The organism is Variovorax atrisoli, from assembly GCF_014195185.1.
Taxonomy (GTDB): Bacteria; Pseudomonadota; Gammaproteobacteria; order Burkholderiales; family Burkholderiaceae_C; genus Variovorax; species Variovorax atrisoli.
In genome coordinates, this window is record NZ_JACIBG010000010.1 from 201775 (window position 1) to 219692 (window position 17918).

General features: G+C 67.4%; 17 protein-coding genes. 12 read left to right on the forward strand and 5 right to left on the reverse strand.

Annotated elements, in window-relative coordinates; translation table 11 throughout:
• Positions 1–132: 132 nt before the first annotated feature.
• From FHY06_RS29880 to FHY06_RS29890, 3 genes are all read right to left on the reverse strand, one after another.
• Positions 133–1917 (reverse strand): PhoH family protein, encoded by a 1785-nt coding sequence (locus FHY06_RS29880; RefSeq protein ID WP_184607235.1) that lies wholly within the window; start codon positions 1915–1917, stop codon positions 133–135.
• Positions 1918–2134: 217 nt separating this feature from the next.
• A complete protein-coding gene (locus tag FHY06_RS29885; protein WP_019655927.1) occupies positions 2135–2611 on the reverse strand; it encodes a peroxiredoxin in 477 nt (158 codons plus the stop codon).
• A 149-nt stretch (positions 2612–2760) separates the two neighbouring features.
• Positions 2761–3144 carry an Mth938-like domain-containing protein gene (locus tag FHY06_RS29890; protein WP_019655928.1) on the reverse strand — a complete coding sequence of 128 codons (384 nt, stop codon included), beginning with the start codon at positions 3142–3144 and terminating at the stop codon, positions 2761–2763.
• 109 nt (positions 3145–3253) lie between these two features.
• Between FHY06_RS29890 and FHY06_RS29895 the strand changes: the two genes are divergently transcribed.
• The 8 genes from FHY06_RS29895 to FHY06_RS29930 are packed head-to-tail and all read left to right on the forward strand — an operon-like array spanning position 3254 to position 10738.
• The gene (locus FHY06_RS29895) at positions 3254–4486 is read left to right on the forward strand and encodes a pyridoxal phosphate-dependent aminotransferase (protein WP_019655929.1); all 1233 of its coding nucleotides are present in this window, start codon (positions 3254–3256) and stop codon (positions 4484–4486) included.
• Positions 4483–5532, forward strand: coding sequence for a DUF1176 domain-containing protein (locus FHY06_RS29900; RefSeq protein ID WP_184607236.1), 1050 nt, complete (start codon positions 4483–4485; stop codon positions 5530–5532). The genes FHY06_RS29895 and FHY06_RS29900 overlap by 4 nt, the downstream gene beginning before the upstream one ends.
• A gap of 14 nt (positions 5533–5546) precedes the next feature.
• A complete protein-coding gene (locus tag FHY06_RS29905; protein WP_184607237.1) occupies positions 5547–6869 on the forward strand; it encodes a homoserine dehydrogenase in 1323 nt (440 codons plus the stop codon).
• 29 nt (positions 6870–6898) lie between these two features.
• A complete protein-coding gene (locus tag FHY06_RS29910) occupies positions 6899–7213 on the forward strand; it encodes a response regulator (protein WP_145758888.1) in 315 nt (104 codons plus the stop codon).
• A gap of 9 nt (positions 7214–7222) precedes the next feature.
• The gene (gene thrC / locus FHY06_RS29915) at positions 7223–8638 is read left to right on the forward strand and encodes a threonine synthase (protein WP_184607238.1); all 1416 of its coding nucleotides are present in this window, start codon (positions 7223–7225) and stop codon (positions 8636–8638) included.
• An 18-nt stretch (positions 8639–8656) separates the two neighbouring features.
• A complete protein-coding gene (mobB, locus tag FHY06_RS29920; RefSeq protein WP_184607239.1) occupies positions 8657–9202 on the forward strand; it encodes a molybdopterin-guanine dinucleotide biosynthesis protein B in 546 nt (181 codons plus the stop codon).
• On the forward strand, positions 9195–10481 hold the full coding sequence (locus FHY06_RS29925) for a molybdopterin molybdotransferase MoeA (protein WP_184607240.1): 1287 nt from the start codon (positions 9195–9197) through the stop codon (positions 10479–10481). Before mobB ends, FHY06_RS29925 begins: the two co-directional genes overlap by 8 nt.
• A gap of 5 nt (positions 10482–10486) precedes the next feature.
• Positions 10487–10738, forward strand: a complete 252-nt coding sequence (locus FHY06_RS29930) for a MoaD/ThiS family protein (protein ID WP_126184949.1) — start codon at positions 10487–10489, stop codon at positions 10736–10738.
• Here FHY06_RS29930 and dapA read toward each other — a convergent pair.
• Positions 10725–11621: a 4-hydroxy-tetrahydrodipicolinate synthase gene (gene dapA / locus FHY06_RS29935; protein ID WP_184607241.1), complete on the reverse strand. Its 897-nt coding sequence runs from the start codon at positions 11619–11621 to the stop codon at positions 10725–10727. The two genes, FHY06_RS29930 and dapA, sit on opposite strands and share 14 nt — an antisense overlap.
• A 267-nt stretch (positions 11622–11888) precedes the next feature.
• On the opposite strand from dapA, the gene FHY06_RS29940 reads away from it, so the two are divergent.
• Positions 11889–12449: a molybdenum cofactor biosynthesis protein MoaE gene (locus tag FHY06_RS29940; protein WP_184607242.1), complete on the forward strand. Its 561-nt coding sequence runs from the start codon at positions 11889–11891 to the stop codon at positions 12447–12449.
• A gap of 43 nt (positions 12450–12492) precedes the next feature.
• Here the strand turns inward: FHY06_RS29940 and FHY06_RS29945 are convergent, their stop codons facing one another.
• Positions 12493–13488 (reverse strand): Bug family tripartite tricarboxylate transporter substrate binding protein, encoded by a 996-nt coding sequence (locus tag FHY06_RS29945; RefSeq protein ID WP_165924472.1) that lies wholly within the window; start codon positions 13486–13488, stop codon positions 12493–12495.
• Between the two features lie 141 nt (positions 13489–13629).
• Between FHY06_RS29945 and clpB the strand changes: the two genes are divergently transcribed.
• The 3 genes from clpB to FHY06_RS29960 all read left to right on the forward strand — a co-directional run bounded on the left by clpB (position 13630) and on the right by FHY06_RS29960 (position 17913).
• Entirely contained in the window at positions 13630–16251 is a 2622-nt protein-coding gene (clpB, locus tag FHY06_RS29950; protein WP_132751583.1) for an ATP-dependent chaperone ClpB, read from the forward strand.
• Between the two features lie 9 nt (positions 16252–16260).
• Positions 16261–16605: a hypothetical protein gene (locus FHY06_RS29955; protein WP_240650075.1), complete on the forward strand. Its 345-nt coding sequence runs from the start codon at positions 16261–16263 to the stop codon at positions 16603–16605.
• A 123-nt stretch (positions 16606–16728) separates the two neighbouring features.
• The gene (locus tag FHY06_RS29960) at positions 16729–17913 is read left to right on the forward strand and encodes an acetyl-CoA C-acyltransferase family protein (RefSeq protein WP_184607243.1); all 1185 of its coding nucleotides are present in this window, start codon (positions 16729–16731) and stop codon (positions 17911–17913) included.
• Positions 17914–17918 lie beyond the last annotated feature (5 nt).

Genomic DNA, 17918 nt, shown 5'->3' on the forward strand with positions numbered 1-17918 from the left:
GGAAGGAGCCCGGATGGTGCTGCCGGCCTACTGACAGCGTCTTGTCAGTAGGCTGTCGGGGGAATGAAAAAAAGCCCGCGCCGCTTCAGTGAAGCATGCGCGGGCCTGGTCTGGCCGCGGGCAGGGCCGCTGCTAGAGCACGTCGCTCGCGAAGTCGGCCAGGCGCGAGCGCTCGCCGCGCGCCAGCGTGATGTGTCCGCCGTGCGGCCAGCCCTTGAACTTGTCGACCGCGAAGGTCAGGCCCGAGGAGCCTTCCGTGAGGTACGGCGTGTCGATCTGCGCGAGGTTGCCCATGCAGATGATCTTCGTGCCGGGGCCGGCGCGGGTGATCAGGGTCTTCATCTGTTTGGGCGTGAGGTTCTGCGCCTCGTCGATGATCACGTACTTGTTCAGGAAGGTGCGCCCGCGCATGAAGTTCATGCTCTTGACCTTGATGCGGCTGCGGATCAGCTCGTTGGTGGCCGCGCGGCCCCATTCGCCGGCACCGCCGCCGTCGCCCTTGGCCAGGAACTCGAGGTTGTCGTCGAGCGCGCCCATCCAGGGGCCCATCTTCTCCTCCTCGGTGCCGGGCAGAAAGCCGATGTCCTCGCCCACGCTCACAGTGGCGCGGGTCATGATGATCTCGGTGTAGCGGCGGTCGTCCAGCACCTGGGTCAGGCCGGAGGCCAGCGCCATCAGGGTCTTGCCGGTGCCGGCAGTGCCGGTCAGCGTGACGAAGTCGATCTCCGGGTCCATCAGCAGGTTCATCGCGAAGTTCTGCTCGCGGTTGCGCGTGTTCACGCCCCAAACGGCGTTCTTGCCGGAGCTGTAGTCTTTCAGCGTCTTGAGCACCGCGGTCTTGTCGCGGATCTCGGTGACGCGGGCGTACATGCTCGGCTCTCCGGGTGCCTCGAAATACACGAACTGGTTGATGTACAGGTTGGGCACCAGCGGGCCGCTGATCCGGTAGAAAGTGCTGCTGCCGCTTTGCCAGCTCTCGACGGTCTTGCTCTGGCGCGTCCAGAAATCGGCGGGCAGGGCGAGCGAGCCTGCGTAGAGCAGGTCGCCGTCTTCCAGCGTCTTGTCGTTCTGGTAGTCGTCGGCGGCCAGGCCCAGCGCGCGCGCCTTGACGCGCATGTTGATGTCCTTCGACACCAGCACGACCTCCTGCTTCGGGCGGCCGGGGCGGTCCTTGGCGTATTCGTCGCGCAGCGCGTGCACCACGCCGAGGATCTGGTTGTCGGCCTTGCCCTGGGGCAGGCTGATGGGAAGCGAGTAGTCGAGCGGGGCGGTCTGGAAGAACAGGCGGCCGCCGGCCTCGCGATGGCCGGTGGTGTCGAGCTTCAGGCCCTTGTCGATGTCCGCCCCCTGGGCAGCTGCCAGCGCGTCGAGCGTGCGGCTGGTCTGGCGGCCGTTGCGGGCGACTTCGGTCGTGCCCTTCTTGTGGCCGTCGAGCTCCTCCAGCACGATCATCGGCAGGAAGATGTCGTGCTCCTCGAAGCGGAAGAGGCACATCGGGTCGTGCAGCAGCACATTGGTGTCGAGCACGAACAGCTTGGCGGGGCCGTTGGACTTGCTGCGCTTGGCGCGGGCCGGCGGCTGGGGCGCAGGCTCCACCGCAGCCGCTGCAGGCTCGACGGCCGGGACCCTGGTCTCGACCTGGATGAGCGCCTGGGGCGCGGGCGCGCTCACCGGGGCTGGCGTGGGAGCGGCCTTCGACCTGGTGCGGCGAGCGGGGCGCACCGCGGCGCCGCCGCCGGCGCCTTCGGCGCCGAGGCTGTCGAACAGCTCGAGCGGCTGAGGACTGCGCGCCGCAGCTTCGTCAGCGCGCGAATCGCCGGAACGGCGGGAACCCCGGTGCGATGACCGGGCGGGCGCATCGAGCGCGTCCGGCGAGAGCAATGCAGCGCGTTTCGTGGGGGCGGGGGGCAATGGCATGTGTCAGATCGCTCGCAGGAAGTGGGAACCAGAAAACGAAAAAGCCGCCTGAAGACCAAGGCGGCTTTGTTCGGAGGATGCGGTCGTGGAGCTCAACGGCATGAGGCCATTATGCACACCGAGGAAGACGCGCCGGCAGCTCTTTACGCACCGTTGGGCATTTCCCACGCCGGGGCGGCAAGGCTTGATTGCTGCCGGTCCGCCGGAAGGCGGGCGCTCAGGCGGCCTTCTTCAGGGCCTTGACGGCCTTGAGCACGTCGTCGACATGGCCAGGGACCTTGAGGCCGCGCCATTCGGCCTTCAGGATGCCGTCGGCGCCGATCAGGAAGGTGCTGCGCTCGATGCCCTTGACCTTCTTGCCGTACATGATCTTGTTCTTGACCACGCCGAACATGTGGCACATCTTTTCTTCGGTGTCGGCGATGAGTTCGAAGGGCAGCTCGAGCTTGGCCTTGAACTCGTCGTGCGACTTCATGTTGTCGCGGGACACGCCGAAGACGGTGGCACCGGCTTTCTCGAAATCCTTGTAGCGGTCGCGGAACTGCATCGCTTCGGTGGTGCAGCCCGGGGTGTTATCTTTCGGGTAAAAATACATGACCAGCACGTGGCCGAGATGCGAGGTATTCGAGACCTTGATGCCGCCCGTGGCGTTGGCGTCGAATTCAGGAATGGGTTTGTTGACAACGATCGCCATGAAACTTGTTTTCTCCGTTAGATTCCGTTCCTGAGCCCTCTCGCCCCGTTTCATACCGGGCTTGCTCAAGGAATGGAGGATTGGTCGTTGCTAACTTTGGGGTAGCCGGCCTGTTCGCAACCCGGTATTTTACCCCGAAAACACCCCCATCAGGCACCCGCGGGGCTCTCCACGAGGAGGGCGGCGATCACGTGCCGGCCTTCTCCGGCCAAGATGTTGTAGGTTCGGCAGGCTGCCGCGGTGTCCATGGTCTCCACGCCGGTGCGCTGGGCCATCAGCGGCTTCAGCCAGACGGGCTGGGGGAAGCGGATCCGGTTGCCGCTGCCGAAGATGATCAATTCGGCGCCCAGCGAGGCCAGTTGCGCGAAATGTTCGGGGCCGATCTGGTCGAAGCTCGAACAATTCCATTCGAAGCGCTCGCCGCGGGAGCCGACCACCACGCTGCCCTCGACTTTTTCGTTGTTGATCGCCACCCAGCCGGGACCGTGTGCGGTGAGAGACTGAGCGTCGGATTTGTCGGGCTGGAGCTTCATCTGGGCACTGGGAACTGTGGTCAAATTATAGGTTTTCCCTAGTGCCAAGGGGCCCGCAAGGGCCTTTGATTCCGCGTAAGCATTCCAACCCCGCGCCCGGGAGGGCCCTTTGAAGCAGCTCAAGAAATCGGCCAAGCTGGCCAACGTCCTCTACGACATCCGCGGCCCCATCATGGACGCCGCCAAGCAGATGGAAGAGGACGGCCAGAAGATCATCAAGCTCAACATCGGCAACCTGGCCGTGTTCGGTTTCGATGCTCCCGAGGAAATCCAGCAGGACATGATCCGCAACCTGCCGACCTCGGCGGGCTATTCGGACAGCAAGGGCGTCTTCGCGGCACGCAAGGCGGTGATGCACGAGACCCAGAAGCAGGGCATCGCCGGCGTCACCCTCGACGACATCTACCTCGGCAACGGCGCCAGCGAGCTGATCGCCATGTCCACCAACGCGCTGCTCAACGACGGTGACGAACTGCTGCTGCCGGCGCCCGACTACCCGCTGTGGACCGCGTCCACCAGCCTCTCGGGCGGCACGCCGGTGCACTACCTGTGCGACGAGGCCAACGGCTGGATGCCCGACCTCGACGACATCCGCGCCAAGATCACGCCCCGCACCAAGGGCATCGTGGTCATCAACCCCAACAACCCGACCGGCGCGCTGTACTCCGACGAGCTGCTGAAGAGCATCGTCGACATCGCGCGCGAGCACGGCCTCGTGATCTTCGCCGACGAGGTCTACGACAAGGTGCTCTACGACGGCGCGAAGCACACGGCCATCGCCAGCCTGTCGACCGACGTGCTCACGCTCACCTTCAATTCGCTTTCCAAGAGCTACCGCTCGTGCGGCTACCGCGCAGGCTGGCTCGTGGTCTCGGGCGACAAGCGCAGCGCGCAGGACTACATCGAGGGCCTGAACATGCTCTCGAACATGCGCCTGTGCGCCAACGTGCCGGGCCAGTGGGCCATCCAGACGGCATTGGGCGGCTACCAGAGCATCAACGACCTCGTGTGCGAGGGCGGCCGCCTGCGCCGCCAGCGCGACCTGGCCTACGAGCTGATCACCGCCATCCCGGGCGTGAGCTGCGTCAAGCCGACCGCTGCGCTGTACATGTTCCCCAAGCTCGATCCGGAGGTCTATCCGATCGAGGACGACCGCCAGTTCTTCCTCGAGCTGCTGAAGGAAACCCGCGTGATGCTGGTGCAGGGCACCGGCTTCAACTGGGCCACGCCCGACCACTTCCGCATCGTGTTCCTGCCCCATGAGGACGACCTGCGCGAGGCCATCAACCGCATCGCGAAGTTCCTGGAGCAGTACCGCTTGCGCCGCAAGTCGCGCCAATGAACTCCGCCCGCATCGCTGCCGCCGCGGCGCTGTCGTTCGCCGCGCTTTCCGCGGCCGCTGCCGGAGCTGCCGCCAAGGAGGGCGTCTCGTTCTCGCACAACGACTGGGAACTGGCCTGCGACAACACCCGCACCTGCCGCGCCGCCGGCTACCAGGTGGAGAGCGGCAGCGCATTGGAGCCGGTGTCGATGCTCATCACCCGCCGTGCGGGCCCCGGCACCCCCATCGAGATCGACCTGCAGACCGGCGGGCAGGAGGAGCCAAAGGGCTCGGTGCGCTTCAAGGTCGGCAAGGCCACCCTGTCGGGCCTCAAGGACAGCGCCTTCAGCCTCGACGAGGCCCAGATCCGCACCGTGCTGCCCGAACTGCTCAAGGGCGACGACGCCTCGCTCACGGACAGCGGCGGGCACAAGTGGGTTCTCTCGCTGGCCGGCCTCAACGCCGTGCTGCTGAAGATGGACGAGGTACAGGGCCGCGTCGGCACGCCGGGCGCGCTCGTGCGCCGCGGTAACAAGCCCGAATCCTCGGTGCTGCCGCCGGTGCAGGCACCCGTCGTGAACGCGGTGTTGCCGACGAAGGCCCGTCCGGGCGACGACGCCCTGGCCGCGCGCATCTTCCCGTCGTTGAAGTCGGATCCGTCTGCCGACGACTGCAACAACCACGACGAGTTCAACGCCAAGTCGCTGACCGTCTCGCGCCTGACCGAGCGCAAGGTGCTGCTGTCCTTCGGCTGCGGCATGGGCGCCTACAACTACACCAGCGTGCTCTGGATCGCCAACGACAAGCCGCCCTATGCACCCGTAGCCATCGAGGCCAACGGCGACTTCGACGAGAAAAACGCCAGCGTCACTTCCTCGATGAAGGGCCGCGGCATCGGCGACTGCTGGTCGAGCCAGACCTGGCATTTCGACGGCAAGGGCTTCGTTCTCACCGGCCACACCTACGACGGCATGTGCCGCGGCTTCCCCGGCGGCGCCTGGAGCCTGCAGCGCTATGTCTCGCAGGTGAAACTCTCCGAGCCGGCCGCCACCCCATCCAAACCATGAACGCGACTCTCCCAATGAAATCCATCCAAGTAGGCCTGCTCGGCGCAGGCACGGTCGGCAGCGGCACCTTCAAGGTGCTCCAGCGCAACCAGGAAGAAATCAAGCGCCGTGCCGGCCGCGGCATCGAGATCACCATGGTTGCCGACCTCGACACCGCCCGCGCCCGCGAAGTGGCCGGCGAAGGCGTGAAAGTGGTTGCCGATGCGCGCGAAATCATCGCCAACCCCGACATCGACATCGTCATCGAGCTGATCGGCGGCTACGGCATCGCGAAGCAGCTGGTGCTCGAAGCCATCGCGGCCGGCAAGCACGTGGTCACGGCCAACAAGGCGCTGCTCGCGGTGCACGGCACCGAAATCTTCGCGGCCGCGCACGCCAAGGGCGTGATGGTGGCCTTCGAGGCCGCGGTGGCCGGCGGCATCCCTATCATCAAGGCGCTGCGCGAAGGCCTCACGGCCAACAGCATCCAGTGGCTGGCCGGCATCATCAACGGCACCACCAACTTCATCCTGTCCGAGATGCGCGACAAGGGCCTGGACTTCGCGACCGTGCTCAAGGAAGCGCAGCGCCTGGGCTACGCCGAAGCCGACCCGACCTTCGACATCGAAGGCGTTGACGCCGGCCACAAGGTCACGCTGATGAGCGCCATCGCCTTCGGCATTCCGGTGCAGTTCGACAAGGCCCACATCGAGGGCATCACCAAGCTCGCCGCGCAGGACATCAAGTACGCCGAGCAACTCGGCTACCGCATCAAGCTGCTGGGCGTGACCAAGCGCACCGCCAAGGGCATCGAGCTGCGCGTGCACCCGTCGCTGGTGCCGTCGAAGCGCCTGCTGGCGAATGTCGAAGGCGCGATGAACGCGGTGGTGGTGCATGGCGACGCGGTCGGCACCACGCTCTACTACGGCAAGGGCGCCGGCAGCGAGCCGACCGCCAGCGCGGTGATCGCCGACCTGGTCGACATCACCCGCCTGCACACGGCCGATGCCGCACACCGCGTGCCGCACCTGGCCTTCCACCCCGACGCGCTGAGCGACCTGCAGGTGCTGCCGATGTCGGAGGTCGTCACCAGCTACTACCTGCGCCTGCGCGTGGCCGACCAGGCCGGCGTGCTCGCCAAGGTGACGGGCCTGCTCGCCACCGCCGGCATCAGCATCGACGCCGTGCTGCAGCGCGAAGCCGACGAAGTCGGCGGCGAGGGCTCCACGCAGACCGACCTGATCATCCTCACGCACGACGCGCGCGAAGGCACCGTCAACGACGTGCTGGCCGAGCTGCAGGCGCTGCCGACCGTGCTGGAGCCGATCGTGCGCATCCGCAAGGAAGAGCTGTCCTGAGCATCTGATCGCCGCCATGGAACGCCGCCGTGCCCACGCTGATTGCCACCTTCGCGCTGGTCGGGTTGCTCCGCTTCGCGCACGTGGAAATGCCGCGCTGGCACCTGGCGTTCTGGTTCGCGGTGCTGGTCGTGCTGGCCTTGTTCGCCAGCCTCGGCTGGCGGCAGCTCGTGCTCAACGGCGCGGGCAGCTTTCTCGCGGCATGGGCGTATTTCTCGGCGCTCGAGGCGACCGACAACGTCGAACACCGCGTCCCGCACTACTTCATTCTTTTCTTCGGCATGCTGGCGCTGATCGGCTCGCGCTTCTGGCTTGATCTGCGCCACTATGGAATTGGCCTCTAGGAACATCCCGTGAACTACCTGAGCACCCGCGGCCACCCCGACCGCAAGCGCTTCTGCGAAATCCTGCTCGAAGGCCTCGCGCCCGACGGCGGCCTCTACCTGCCCGAGCAATACCCGCAGATCGACACCGCCACGCTCGCGAAGTGGCGCAAGCTGCCGTATGCCGAGCTGGCCTTCGAGATCCTCTCGCTCTACATCGACGACATTCCGCCGGCCGACCTGAAGGCGATCTGCGCGAAGACCTACACGGCCGAAGTGTTCGGCACCGACGAGATCGTGCCGCTGCGCGAGCTGGAAGACGGCGTGTACCTCGAGGCCCTGTCCAACGGCCCCACGCTGGCCTTCAAGGACATGGCGATGCAGCTGCTGGGCAACCTGTTCGAGTACGAGCTGGCCCGCCGCGGCGCCGAGCTCAACATCCTGGGCGCCACCAGCGGCGACACCGGCAGCGCAGCCGAGTACGCCATGCGCGGCAAGAAGGGCGTGCGCGTCTTCATGACCTCGCCCGACGGCCGCATGAGCCCGTTCCAGCAGGCGCAGATGTTCAGCCTGCAGGACGCGAACATCCACAACATCGCCATCACCGGCGTGTTCGACGACTGCCAGGATATCGTCAAGGCCGTGTCGAACGACCTGGCCTTCAAGCGCAAGTACCGCATCGGCACGGTCAACTCGATCAACTGGGCGCGGCTGCTGGCGCAGGTCGTCTACTACTTCGCGGGCTACTTCCAGGCCACGGCAAGCAACGACAAGCCGGTGAGCTTCACCGTGCCCTCGGGCAACTTCGGCAACGTCTGCGCGGGCCACGTGGCGCGCATGATGGGCCTGCCGGTCCACACGCTGGTGGTCGCCACCAACGAGAACGACGTGCTCGACGAGTTCTTCCGCACCGGCGTGTACCGCGTGCGCGGCGCTGTCGACACGCACGAGACCTCCAGCCCGTCGATGGACATCAGCAAGGCCAGCAACTTCGAGCGCTTCGTGTTCGACCTGGTCGGGCGCGATCCGGCCAGGCTGCGCAAGCTCTTCGTGGACGACCTGGGGCTGAACGGCAGCTTCGACCTGAGCGCCGATCCTGCATTCGCGCAGGCCGCCGGGCGCTTCGGCTTCCGCAGCGGCCGCAGCACGCACGCCGATCGCCTGGCCACCATCCGCGACACCGACAAGCGCTTCGCGACGCTGGTCGATCCGCACACCGCCGACGGCCTCAAGGCCGCGCGCGAGCAACTCACCCCCGGCGTGCCGATGGTGGTGCTCGAGACCGCGCTGCCCATCAAGTTCGCGGCCACGCTGGTCGAGGCGCTGGGCGAGGAGCCTGCGCGTCCGAAGAAGTTCGAGGGCATCGAGGCGCTGCCCAAGCGCGTCGTCAAGCTGCCGGCCGACGCGGAAGCCGTGAAGGCGTACATCGCCGAGCACTGTGATTAGCCAAGGGCGAGGCCGGGCATGAAGGTCGTCGGTTTCGCCGGCTACTCGGGCGCGGGCAAGACCACGCTGCTCGAGCGCCTCATTCCCGCGCTCAAGCGGCTCGGCCAGCGCGTCTCGGTGGTCAAGCACGCGCACCACAAGTTCGACATCGACCATCCGGGCAAGGACACCTACCGCCACCGCGAGGCGGGCGCCTTCGAGGTGGTCGTCGCCTCCGACAAGCGGCTTGCTGTGATGCGCGAGTTCGAGGCGCCCGTGGAGCTCAGCGTGCACCAGCTGCTGGCCGAGGTGCACGCGGTGGCCGACTGGGTGCTGGTCGAGGGCTTCCGGCACAGCGACGTGCTGAAGATCGAGATCTGGCGCGAGCCTGCGGCGGGTGAAGCGGTGCGGCCCGTGCTGTACCCCAACGACCCCTTCGTCGTCGCCGTGGCCACCGATGCCCCGGCCGCCCTGCCGTCGCCCACCGAGCGGCCGCTCTTCGACCTCAACGACGCCGAGGCCATTGCGAAGTGGCTGGTCGACAGCGGTGAGCGCTTCGAATACAACCCCGATCACCATGGCTGATTCACCCGTTCCCTTCGCCGCTTCGTCTTCGCGTCCGCCGCTGATGCCTCTCGACGAGGCGATCGCGACGCTGCTCGCGAGAGCGTTGCCGGTGCTGCCCTCCGAGAGCGTCGGTACCTTCGACGCCGACGGCCGCGTGCTGGCGCAGGACCTCGTCTCCGGCCTCACCGTGCCGCCGCGCGACAACAGTGCGATGGACGGCTACGCCGTGCGCGTTGCCGACTGCGCCGCGCCCGGCGCCGAGCTGAAGGTGGCGCAGCGCATTCCCGCCGGCACCGTCGGCACGCCGCTCGTGCCCGGCACCGCGGCGCGCATCTTCACCGGCGCGCAGATTCCCGAGGGCGCCGACGCCGTCGTGATGCAGGAAGACACGACGGCCACGCCGCAGGAAGGCAGCCTCGGCTCGGTGCGCATCGCCATCGTGCCTGCGGCCGGCCAGTGGATCCGCCGCGCGGGCGAGGACGTGGCCTCCGGCGACGTGGTGCTCAGGAAGGGCGAGCGCCTCGGGCCTGCGGCGCTCGGCCTTGCCGCGAGCGTCGGCTTCGACCGCCTGCAGGTCGCGCGCAAGCCGCGCGTGGCGATGCTCTCCACCGGCGATGAACTGGTGATGCCCGGCGAGGTCGCGCCCGACGCGATGAAGCCAGGCGCCATCTACAACTCCAACCGCTTCTTCATGCGGGCTCTGCTGCATCGGCTGGGCTGCGAGGTGAACGACCTGGGCATCGTGCCCGACAACCGCGAAGCCACCGTCGTCGCGCTGCGCGACGCGGCCGAGGCGAGCGACCTGATCATCACGACCGGCGGCGTCTCCGTCGGCGAGGAAGACCACATCCGCGCCGCGCTGCAGTCGCTGGGCGAACTGCAGCTGTGGTCGCTGTCGATGAAGCCGGGCAAGCCCTTCGCCTACGGTTCCATCGCACGCAGCAGCGGGCAGGGCGCCTGCCACGTGACGGGGCTGCCGGGCAATCCGGTGTCGAGCTTCCTGACCTTCCTGATGCTGGTGCGACCCTTCCTGCTGACGCTGCAGGGCGCCACGCGCGTTGCGCCCGAGTCGGTGAAGATGCGCGCCGATTTCGACTGGCCGCGCGCCGACAAGCGCCGCGAGTTCCTGCGCGCACGGCGCAACGCGGCCGGCGGCCTCGACCTGTTCGGCAACCAGAGCTCGGGCGTGCTCACCTCGATGGTCTGGGGCGACGGCGTGGTCGACAACCCGGCCGGCAGAACGATCAAGTCGGGCGACGTCGTCGACTTCATTCCCTTCGAATCGCTGCTGGGTTGAGCCGCATGAAAGTCCAGGTCCGTTATTTCGCTTCGGTGCGCGAGGCGCTTTCCAGCAGCGGCGAAGCCGTCGAGACGCGAGCCGAGACGCTTTCCGCCCTGCGCGACGAACTCATCGCCAGGGGCGGCGCCTACGCCACCGCGCTGGCGCGCGGCAAGGCTGTCCGCATGGCGCTCGACCATGTCATGAGCGACGAAGCCGCCGCCCTGCGGGAAGGCTGCGAGGTCGCCTTCTTCCCGCCCGTCACGGGCGGCTGAGGCGGGCGTCCAGCTCGACCAGGCGTCCGCGCAGGCCGCCGGAGGCCCGGGTCATCGGCGAGCGCAGTTCGTCGGCCATCTCGCCCTTGTGCGCCAGCAGCGCCTTCAATGGGCCCGGGTTGGGTTCGGCGAACAGCATTTCCACCAGCGGTTGCAGCGGCTGCCACTCGGCGCGTGCCTCTGCCAGGCGGTTTTCCGCGAGCAGGCGCACCAGGCGCACGAAACGGGCGGTCTGCACGTTGCCGCTGGCCGCGATGGCGCCGGCGCCGCCCTCGGCCATGGTGCCGAAGATCTGGTGGTCCTCGCCCGTCAGCACCTGCAGCCGGCCGTCGGCGATCACCGCGCGCGTCTTGGCCATGTCGCCGCCGCAGTCCTTGATGCCGCGGATGCGGGGGTGTGCGGCCAGCGCCAGCAGCGTCTCGCGCGTGATGGTGACGCCGGTGCGGTAGGGAATGTCATAGACCAGCACGGGCACCGAACTGGCGTCGGCGATGGCGCGGAACCATTCGAGCAGGCCGGCCTGCGAGGGGCGGACGTAGTGCGGCGCGGCCACCAGCAGGCCTGCGATCGGGCGCTCCGAGAGCCTGCGCGCCCAGGCCGTGGCCTTGCCGAGGTGATAGCCCGAAATACCCATGACGACCGGCAGGCCGCCGGCCGATGCCAGCACGGTGTCGAGCACGGCCAGCTGCTCGGTTTCGTCCAGCGCGGCCGCTTCGCCGGTGGAGCCGCAGGGCACGAAACCCGTCACGCCTTCGTCGGCGAGGCGCCGGACCAGCGCGGCGAGGGCGGCGTGGTCGACCGCGCCGTCGCGGAACGGGGTGACGAGGGCCACCCAGAAGCCGGAAAAGTCAGGGGTGGTGGGGCTTGGTTGTTGTTGAGGCACGCGGGCTTCCTTTCAGGAATCGACCGATGGAAAGAACCATCGCCCGATGCGCGCGCAACCCGGTAGGGGCCAAAGCCTTTGGCGGATTCCGTCGCTCATCCGACGACGGAACCTCGGCTCCGGTCAGACGAGCTTTGGTTTTTTGGCTTTGTCGTTGCTGCTGCATTGGCCCACGCGGCGGCCTTCGGGGTGCGATGGCACCGGGAAGAGCGTGGGCGTGGCAAGGCAGGGCATCGCCACAGTCTATCGCGATGCCACAATTCGGACATGAGCGTTGCCCGTGTTTCGATCCAGACGAACGATTTCGACCTCTCGCGGGAAGTCGCCGCGTTGCGTGCCGGCGACAAACGCGTGGGCGCCGTCTGCAGCTTCATCGGCACCGTTCGAGACAGGAACAGTGCTCCCACGCTCGGCACTGGCGTGTCCTCTCTGCCCCCCGGGGGGGCTCTTTCGCCTCGGGGCGGCCCGGCGGCGAAAGACGACGGCAACACCATCACGTCGATGGAGCTGGAGCACTATCCTGGCATGACCGAGAAGGCCATCGAAGCCATGATCGACGAGGCCCACCGCCGCTTCGACATCCTGGGGGCACGCGTGATCCACCGCGTCGGCCTGTTGCAGCCCGAAGACCAGATCATGATGGTGGCGGTGGTCTCGGCCCACCGCGGCCAGAGCTTCCAGGCCTGCGAGTTCCTGATGGACTACCTCAAGACCCAGGCCCCGTTCTGGAAGAAGGAGCAGACGCCCGAAGGCGCCCGCTGGGTCGATGCGCGCGTGTCCGACGACGCGGCGCTGGCGCGCTGGGGCATCAGCGCCCCTAACGCCTGATCTGCCTCTTATCCCCTCTCCCGAGGTGAGAGGGAGCGAAGCCTTACAGCGGCTTGAAGCCGCTCGACTGGATGATCTTTTCCCAGGCCTGCGTGTACGTGCGAACGCGGCCCGCGAACTGGCCCTGCGGCTCGTAGCCCACCGTCAGGCCCATCGTCGTGAGCTTCTGCTTCACGTCGGGCATGGCCAGCACCTTCTGCAGCGCATCGCCGTACTTGTCGATGATCGGCTGCGGCGTGCCCACCGGCGCGAAGATGCCGTAGTAGGGCAGGTCGTCCAGGTTCGAGAAGCCCAGCTCGCTGAACGTCGGCACGTTCGGGATCACCGCCTGCCGCTTGGAGCCGATGGAGGCCACGATGCGCAGCTTGCCGGCCTTGTGGTTCTCGATGAAGTCCGGCACCGAGGCGATGCCCGCGGTGATCTGGTTGCCCAGCATGTCTGCCGTCATGGGCGCGCTGCCGCGGTAGGGGGCGGGCTGCACGTCGATCTTGTACTTGTCGGAAATCATCTTGACCAGGAACTCGGGGATCGAGGCCGGCGCCGGGATGCCGATGGTTTCCTTGCCGCCCTTCTGGGTGCGGACCCATTTCACGTATTCGTCGAGGCTCTTGGCCGGCGTGCCGCCCGAGACGGCCAGCACGTTGGCGAAGGTCGCGAAGCCGGCCACGGGCACGAAGTCGGTGGCGGGGTTGAAGCCCGGGTTCTTCACCACCTGGGGCAGGATAGAGATGGTGTGGTCGTGCGACAGGAACAGCGTGTGGCCGTCGGCCGGGGAGGACTTCAGCACCGTCGCGGCGATCTGGCCGCCCGCGCCGGCGCGGTTCTCGACCACCACCGGCACGCCCAGCACGTCCTTGAGCTTTTCACCCAGCGTGCGTGCGATCGCGTCGGTGCCGGCGCCGGCGGGGAAGCCCACGAGCAGGCGCACGGGCGTACCGCTTTGCGCCTGCGCAAGGCTGCAAAGCCCCGCTGCGGCCATAAAGAGACCCACGCTGATCGCCCGGCGCACCGGTTGAACGCGCCGCGTTGAAAAAACCATGATCGACTCCATTCGAGAGAGAGAAATGCCTACGGGCGGAAGAGGACGGATCCTGTGCAATACCCGTGCCCAGGGCACTGGATGGATCGGCAACCTTGAATCGTGCCCGAACAGCCCTATTTTGGATGCAGGAATACCACCATGCGACAAGACAAACTCACCACCAAATTTCAGGAAGCGCTGGGCGACGCACAGTCGCTGGCGCTGGGCAATGACAACGCCTACATCGAGCCGGCCCACCTGCTGCTCGCGATGCTGCGCCAGGACGACGGCCCGCGCGCCCTGCTGGAGCGTGCGGGTGTCAATGTCCCGGGCCTGACGCAGGCGGCCGAGGCCGCCATCAAGAAGCTGCCTCAGGTGCAGGGCCACGACATCGTGCAGGTCGGCCCCGAGCTCGGCAAGCTGCTGCAGGCCACCGAGAAGGAAGCCATCAAGCGCAATGACCAGTTCATTGCCGGCGAACTCTTCCTGCTGGCGCTGGCCGACAGCAAGGCCGACATCGGCAAGATCGCCAGGGAGAACGGCCTGGGCCGCAAGTCCCTCGAGGCTGCCATCGACGCCGTGCGCGGCGGGCAGGGCGTGAACAGCGCCGATGCCGAAGGCCAGCGCGAAGCCCTCAAGAAATACACCCTCGACCTCACCGAGCGCGCCCGGCTGGGCAAGCTCGACCCCGTCATCGGTCGCGACGAGGAAATCCGCCGCGCCATCCAGGTGCTGCAGCGCCGCACCAAGAACAACCCCGTGCTCATCGGCGAACCCGGCGTGGGCAAGACCGCCATCGTCGAAGGCCTGGCGCAACGCATCGTCTCGGGCGAAGTGCCCGACTCGCTCAAGGGCAAGCGCGTGCTGTCGCTCGACATGGCGGCGCTGCTGGCGGGCGCCAAGTTCCGCGGCGAATTCGAGGAGCGCCTGAAGAGCGTTCTGAACGAGCTCGCCAAGGACGAGGGCCAGACCATCGTCTTCATCGACGAGCTCCACACCATGGTCGGCGCCGGCAAGGCCGAGGGCGCCATGGACGCGGGCAACATGCTCAAGCCGGCGCTCGCGCGCGGCGAGCTGCACTGCGTGGGCGCCACCACGCTCGACGAGTACCGCAAGTACATCGAGAAGGACGCCGCGCTCGAGCGCCGCTTCCAGAAGATCATCGTGGGCGAGCCCAGCGTGGAGGCGACCATCGCCATCCTGCGCGGCCTGCAGGAGAAGTACGAGGTGCACCACGGCGTGCAGATCACCGACCCGGCCATCGTGGCCGCGGCCGAATTGAGTGACCGCTACATCACCGACCGCTTCCTGCCCGACAAGGCCATCGACCTGATCGACGAGGCCGCGGCCAAGATCAAGATCGAGATGGACTCCAAGCCCGAGGTCATGGACCGGCTCGACCGCCGCCTGATCCAGCTGCAGATCGAACGCGAGGCCGTGCGCCGCGAGAAGGACGAGGCCTCGCAGAAGCGCCTGGGCCTGATCGAGGGCGAGATCGAGAAGCTGCAGAAGGAGATCGCCGACTACGACGAGATCTGGCAGGCCGAGAAGGCCCAGGCCCAGGGCAGCGCGCAGGTGCGCGAGGACGTGGACAAGATCAAGTTCCAGATCGAGGAATGGAAGCGCAAGGGCGACTTCAACAAGGTCGCCGAGCTCCAGTACGGCCAGCTGCCGGCGCTCGAGAAGCGCCTGAAGGAGGCCGAGGCCAGCGAGGCGAACAAGGGCAAGTCCAGCGCCCCCACGCTGCTGCGCACCCAGGTCGGCGCCGAAGAGATCGCCGAAGTGGTGGCGCGCGCCACGGGCATTCCGGTCGCCAAGCTGATGCAGGGCGAGCGCGACAAGCTGCTGCTGATGGAAGACAAGCTGCACGAGCGCGTGGTGGGCCAGGACGAGGCCATCGGCGCGGTCGCGAATGCGATCCGCCGCTCGCGCTCGGGCCTGTCCGATCCGAACCGCCCGACCGGCTCGTTCCTGTTCCTCGGCCCCACGGGCGTGGGCAAGACCGAGCTGTGCAAGGCGCTTGCGGGCTTCCTGTTCGACAGCGAAGACCACCTGATCCGCATCGACATGAGCGAGTTCATGGAGAAGCACTCGGTCGCCCGCCTGATCGGCGCGCCGCCGGGCTACGTGGGCTACGAGGAGGGCGGCTACCTCACGGAAGCCGTGCGCCGCAAGCCCTACAGCGTGGTGCTGCTCGACGAGGTCGAGAAGGCCCACCCCGACGTGTTCAACGTGCTGCTGCAGGTGCTCGACGATGGCCGCCTCACCGACGGCCAGGGCCGTACCGTGGACTTCAAGAACACCGTGATCGTGATGACGAGCAACATCGGCTCGCCCATCATCCAGTCGATGGTGGGCAAGCCCTCTGAAGAGATCAAGGAAGCGGTGTGGGACGAGCTGAAGAACTACTTCCGCCCCGAGTTCCTGAACCGAATCGACGAGACGGTCGTGTTCCACGCGCTCGACGCGAAGAACATCGAGTCGATCGCCGCGATCCAGCTGAAGGTGCTGCAGGCGCGTCTCGCGAAGATGGACCTGGGCCTGGAGGTTTCGCCGGCGGCGCTGGCGGAGATCGCCAAGGTCGGCTTCGATCCGGTGTTCGGCGCACGGCCGCTGAAGCGCGCGATCCAGCAGCGCATCGAGAACCCGCTGTCGAAGCTGCTGCTGGACGGCAGCTTCGGGCCGAAGGACACGATCGAGGTCACGACCGACCCGATCCTGTCGCCGGGGCAGTTCTCCTTCCGCAAGGCGGGGGAACCAACGGCGGCTGCTTCGGCCTAAAGTCGGATGATGAACTTCGTAATACGCGTCATTCTTCTGCTCCTGGGGCTGGTCTTCGCGGCCAGCCTGGCTGTCGCGGTAATGCTGCTGGCGGCCGTCTGGGGCGTTCGCTACGCCTGGGGGCGCCTCACGGGCAAGCCCGTGACGCCCTGGATGGCTTCCATGGGCGGGCGCTTCAATCCCCGCTCGGGCTTCGATCGATTTCGCAATGCGGCACAGCAGTCCGGCCCCTCGGCTGCAGATGTGGCCAACGCTCGCGCCCGTGGTGAATCGGTGGAGCGCCCGGTGCGCATCCGCGGCAGCGCCAGCGACGTGACCGACGTTTCGCCCAAGTCGGTCTCGCCGCGCGGCTGACAGCGCCGCTCGCCGGCTATTCCCGGCGCGACAGCCTCTCGCGCCGTTCGCCGTCAGAATCGTCCTCCTGGAGCCGCGGCTCGCCAGCCGCGGCTTTCTGCTTTCATCCAGGAGAGACATTCCATGACTTCGCGCGACATCTTCGTGGTCGGCACCGCCCGCACCGCCATCGGCACCTTCGGCGGCTCGCTGAAGGACGTGCCCAACACCCAGCTTGCCACCACTGCCGTCAAGGCCGCCATCGAGCGCAGCGGCGTCGCGGCCGATGCGATCGGCCACGTGGTCATGGGCAACGTGATCCCCACCGACGTCAAGGACGCCTACCTGAGCCGCGTGGCGGCCATCGACGCGGGCTGTCCCATCGAGACGCCGGCCTTCAACGTCAACCGCCTCTGCGGCTCGGGCCTGCAGGCCATCGTGTCGGCCGCGCAGGCCATCGCGCTGGGCGACTGCGACATCGCCATCGGCGGCGGCTCGGAGTCGATGAGCCGCGGCCCGTATTTCGACACCTCGGCACGCTATGGCGCGCGCATGGGCGATGCGGTGCTGGTCGACTACATGCTCGGCATCCTCCACGACCCGTGGGAGAAGATCCACATGGGCATCACCGCGGAGAACGTGGCCGCGCGCTACGGCATCTCGCGCGAGCAGCAGGACGAGCTGGCGGTGCTCAGCCAGCAGCGGGCGGCGGCCGCCATCGCGGCGGGCCGCTTCAAGGAGCAGATCGTTCCTGTCGAGGTGAAGACGCGCAAGGGCGTGGTGCTGTTCGACACCGACGAACATGTGCGCGCCGACACCACGGTCGAGACGCTTTCCAAGATGAAGCCTGCGTTCAAGAAGGACGGTCTCGTCACCGCCGGCAATGCCTCGGGTATCAACGACGGCGCGGCTGCCGTGGTGCTGGCCGAGGGCGGCCGCGTGAAGGCGCTGGGCCTGAAGCCGTTGGCGCGCCTCGTGGGCTATGCGCACGCCGGCGTCGAGCCCGCGTACATGGGCATCGGCCCGGTGCCTGCCACGCGCAAGGTGCTGGAGCGCACCGGCCTGAAGGTGGGCGACCTCGATGTGATCGAGTCGAACGAAGCCTTCGCGGCGCAGGCCTGCGCGGTCATCAAGGAGCTGGGCTTCGACCCGGCCAAGGTGAATCCGAACGGTTCGGGCATCTCGCTGGGCCACCCGGTGGGCGCGACGGGCGCGATCATCACGACGAAGGCGATCGCCGAGCTGCAGCGCGTGCAGGGGCGCTATGCGCTGGTCACGATGTGCATCGGCGGCGGGCAGGGCATCGCGGCCATCTTCGAGCGGGTCTGAGCGGA